Raw genomic sequence first — 3,818 nt, 5'->3', positions numbered from 1 at the left:
ATATATATCAATGCCATCTCATATGGCCGGATTTTGTGAGTTTCATGCGTTCTCTTAGATTCAATAGTTGCCAACATCTTGAAACTAGACATTTGATTAATTGGTTTTTATAGAGTAGATGCAACTCAAGGAGATTTTATTATCAAAAAGTTTGTTTTTCTGAGGTTTATAGAATTTTTTTTGAGAGAGTTTCGCCGACTCTGTTTTTTGTTTTGAAAATTTTACACAAAATTGTAAAATAATTCAATTTATTTCTTAAAAGTTTTAAGATATGATTTTGAATCAGAACCATATAATATATCTCCTTTAAATATTAAAGGAATATTATCATTAGTTTTTGGTGAATAATTATAATCTATAATACAATAATTTTTTAATTTTGATTGTAAAGACATTTTAAAAAATGAAGTGTTTATTAAGAATATTTAATTGAATAATTAACTGTACCTTCTATATTTTGTATCCAAAAATTAGCATATACTGGATCATCTGGAATCTTTAAAACTAAATAAATACATTCACCTGCATCGAGATTTTTCGATAACCTAGTTGATTGGATTAATGTTTTTTGATTATAAAGTAAACCTTGGAATAATAAAGTACCTCTATTTAATATTTCAGTTGATAGAGAATTGACATCATTATAATTAGTTGATATAAAATATTTTGTTTTATTTGAAATAATAAAATCTGTATCAAGATCTTGGTCTTCTATAGAATGTTCAACTGCTATAAGAAAATATGGTATTGGAATTATTGAAGGAAAAGAGGTTGAAAAGGAAGTTGAATTATTTACAAAAAAGTTTGAATATAATTGTAGAGTAGTATTTTTAAATTTACGAACACCTTGAATATCAGTATATTCACAAATTGGAATAATAACTTCATCATTTGTAGTTAAAGGAGTATCAGTTTGTGAAAATAATATTGATTTTGTAATATTGGAATATTCTGACTTGAATAAAGGTTTATTAAATTTGTAATTATTACTAGGTTTAACATACATTTTAAAAAATGAAGTGTTTATTAAATAAAATTAATTATATTTAATAGCATAATTTAATACAGCTTGAAATTTCAAAGTCATTTCAGTAGTGTCTGAAATAGGACGAATTAATAAACAAATTTTATCACCAGCAGCTAAGTTTCTAGCTAAATATGAATATGATTTCTTAATCTTACCGTTTTCTAAAAGACCTTGTAAAATTATATATTTATTAGCTTTATATAATTCTATTGTTTCGTTTTGTTTGATTTCTAAAGATAAAGGATCAAAACCGTTAGGAACATAAACTAATGCATACATCATTTGCGAATACGTAAGCTGAGGAACTTCTTCATCCACAGTAACTTTATAACAAGAAGCAGATATTGATAAAGTAAAATTCTTTGCTTTACGAACACCTTGTGTAATAACAGGGTCAATAAAATCATAATTATTTTGAATAACTTGTGATGTTGTAGTATAACTATCACTTAATTGTGCAGTTATATTTGAATATTTATTTTGAGCAGGAACATATGAAATTACAGACATTAATAAAAAATGAAGTGTTTATTAAATCAATTAAAAGCTATTGCGTAATTTAAAGAAACAGCAATAAGAGGATTATTAATTGTAAAACCAGATGAATTAAATAAAACAAGTTGTATACTATCACCAGCAGATAAGTTTCTGGCTAAATCTGATTTAAATACAGAAACATTATCAAAAGTTAAAAGACCGCTTATTATTACATTTTTCGGAATTGGATAAAATAAACTATTAACCGATGATGATGATTGGATATTTAATGAATTCTGATTACATGGACAATATACTAAAGCAAAAGATATAGGACCTGTACCATAAATAGGATCTGGACCATATGGAGGGTTGGAGATTTGATAATTAGTTGAAATTTGTAAAGTAAAATTTTTTGCTTTACGAACACCTTGTGTTGAAGAATTCTTAACTAAAGTAACATTATATGAACCTCCAGGGGATCTTAATGGAGTTAATGTTTCTGAAGTTAAAAAATTTTGAGTAGTAATTGTTTGATATTTTTTTTTTTTAATAAAAGTATTCTTATTTGTAGTTGAATTTTTATTTTTTGTATTGTTTGTATTTTTTTTGGAAGACATTTTAAAAAATGAAGTGTTTATTAAATAAAATTAAGGAGTTACAATAATCTTCGCTAATATTTCATCTAACTTTAAACCATGAGAAGCTAACGTTGTTTCAATAGAGCCTAATTTAAAAGATTGTGAAGATAATTCTGATTTTATTTCATTTAACTTAGTACCTAAATGATTTATATCAAGATCAATCAAATGTAATTTATCCATTATATCATTATAATATGTTTCATTGAAAAAAACAAATATTTTTGTAATTTCATCTAAAATTTCTTTAAATTGTTCTTCAAACTTTGAAAAATACTGAATATAATTAGATTTCATTATAGTATCAATATCATCAAGTTTTTCTAATATAGTTTTGACAGCAAATAAAACATCTGAAATGTTTTTATCAATATTTTCATCATTCTGATGGATTAAATTAATTAAATCCCACCAATTTTGCATTGTTTTCGAAGGAACAGTAGACATTATAAATAAAAACTAAAAATAAAATGATGTTATTTTTTTATTAAAATTATAGAAGATGGATTATCAGACAAAAACGTACCTAAAGGTATAACAGAATTATAATTCTGTACCAAATATTCTCTAATTTCTTCACTGTTTTCTAAAAAATCCTCTAAAATTTCTTTTGATTCAATCAATATTTGGTCTTTATTTTCAATTAAAGAAATAAAATCAATATTACGAGAAATTAATAATTTTGATTCATCAATAGAAGTCAAGAAAATTAAAGAATTATCTTGTTGATTTAAATTTTCAATTACAGAAGATGTAGTTAAAAAAGAAGACATTTTAAAAAATGAAGTGTTTATTAAACTAAAGAATCGATATGTGATTTTTCTCTCTTAAGAGAAGCTAATTCTTGTTGATATATTAAGATCTGGTATTCAATGGACTGAATTCGCTCTAAAAGTTCCCTTTGTCTATCAAGAATTGATTGATATTCTAATTCTGAAGTATCTTCTGGTGAAGATAAAACGGAATCTTCAGTAGATTGTGAAAAGTATGAAGGCGATAAAGAAAATTCAACTGGAGAACCTTGAGCTGATGGAGGCCAATCAATCCAATCACCGAAACCCTGATAACTATCTGAAGAACATGATGATACAGGCTGGGAATATGAAGTAGGTGATGGACATCTCGATGGAATCTGAGAAACAGGAGCTGACATTTTAAAAAATGATTTTTTTATATAAAATTTTAAATTTAAGAATTGAGAAGATTTTAATCGTTTTTTTTTTCGCGGTATTAAAAATTTTTCAATTAAAATAAACTGAAAAATAAACTTTTATCTGAAATAAAACCCGGCTAATTATTTTTGTTAATTTTGTATAAATATTAAAACGATCATTATATATACAAATTAAATCTTTAATTTTAATATCACTTTCTATAAATGACGGAAACAAATTCAAGAGTTACTTATTGGTTCGGGACCTGGAACATACCTGAAGATTTAGATTGGAAACAGACCCTTCAATTCGGAAATGCAATAGATAATAATGGCAACTTACAATTTGCTAAAGGTTTCCTTGAAATAGTTGCAATGGCTGCTGCTGAAGAAAGAGGAAAATCAGGGAACAGACATATACATATAGTAGTGAAGTTCACGAAGAAAGTATACAGAACACAAATAATACGATACTGGTTGACAGGTCCAGACTGGGAACCTATGAAAGGAACATTAAAAC

At 25.4% G+C, this 3,818-nt stretch carries 7 protein-coding genes; 1 reads left to right on the top strand and 6 read right to left on the bottom strand.

The annotated features are described in order from the left end of the window. Nucleotides 1-415 precede the first annotated feature (415 nt). From QZ306_RS10360 to QZ306_RS10335, 6 genes are read right to left on the bottom strand one after another with little or no spacing between them, the layout of a single operon-like run. Nucleotides 416-1,006, bottom strand: a complete 591-nt coding sequence (locus tag QZ306_RS10360) for a hypothetical protein (protein ID WP_295163617.1) — start codon at nt 1,004-1,006, stop codon at nt 416-418. Between the two features lie 30 nt (nt 1,007-1,036). Next, entirely contained in the window at nt 1,037-1,537 is a 501-nt protein-coding gene (locus tag QZ306_RS10355) for a hypothetical protein (protein WP_295163615.1), read from the bottom strand. Nucleotides 1,538-1,563: 26 nt separating this feature from the next. Next, nucleotides 1,564-2,124: a hypothetical protein gene (locus QZ306_RS10350; RefSeq protein ID WP_295163613.1), complete on the bottom strand. Its 561-nt coding sequence runs from the start codon at nt 2,122-2,124 to the stop codon at nt 1,564-1,566. A 30-nt stretch (nt 2,125-2,154) separates the two neighbouring features. Continuing rightward, nucleotides 2,155-2,592, bottom strand: coding sequence for a hypothetical protein (locus QZ306_RS10345; RefSeq protein ID WP_295163612.1), 438 nt, complete (start codon nt 2,590-2,592; stop codon nt 2,155-2,157). Nucleotides 2,593-2,621: 29 nt separating this feature from the next. Next, nucleotides 2,622-2,918 carry a hypothetical protein gene (locus tag QZ306_RS10340; protein ID WP_295163611.1) on the bottom strand — a complete coding sequence of 99 codons (297 nt, stop codon included), beginning with the start codon at nt 2,916-2,918 and terminating at the stop codon, nt 2,622-2,624. A 20-nt stretch (nt 2,919-2,938) separates the two neighbouring features. Further along, on the bottom strand, nt 2,939-3,298 hold the full coding sequence (locus QZ306_RS10335; protein ID WP_295163610.1) for a hypothetical protein: 360 nt from the start codon (nt 3,296-3,298) through the stop codon (nt 2,939-2,941). Between the two features lie 225 nt (nt 3,299-3,523). Between QZ306_RS10335 and QZ306_RS10330 the strand changes: the two genes are divergently transcribed. After that, a partial coding sequence (locus QZ306_RS10330) for a hypothetical protein (protein WP_295163609.1) occupies nt 3,524-3,818 on the top strand: 295 nt, incomplete at its 3' end.

The sequence above is a fragment of the uncultured Brachyspira sp. genome, assembly GCF_910588665.1.
GTDB lineage: Bacteria > Spirochaetota > Brachyspiria > Brachyspirales > Brachyspiraceae > Brachyspira.
Note: the sequence above shows the minus strand (reverse complement) of the source record. Positions and strands in the feature narration are given on the sequence as shown.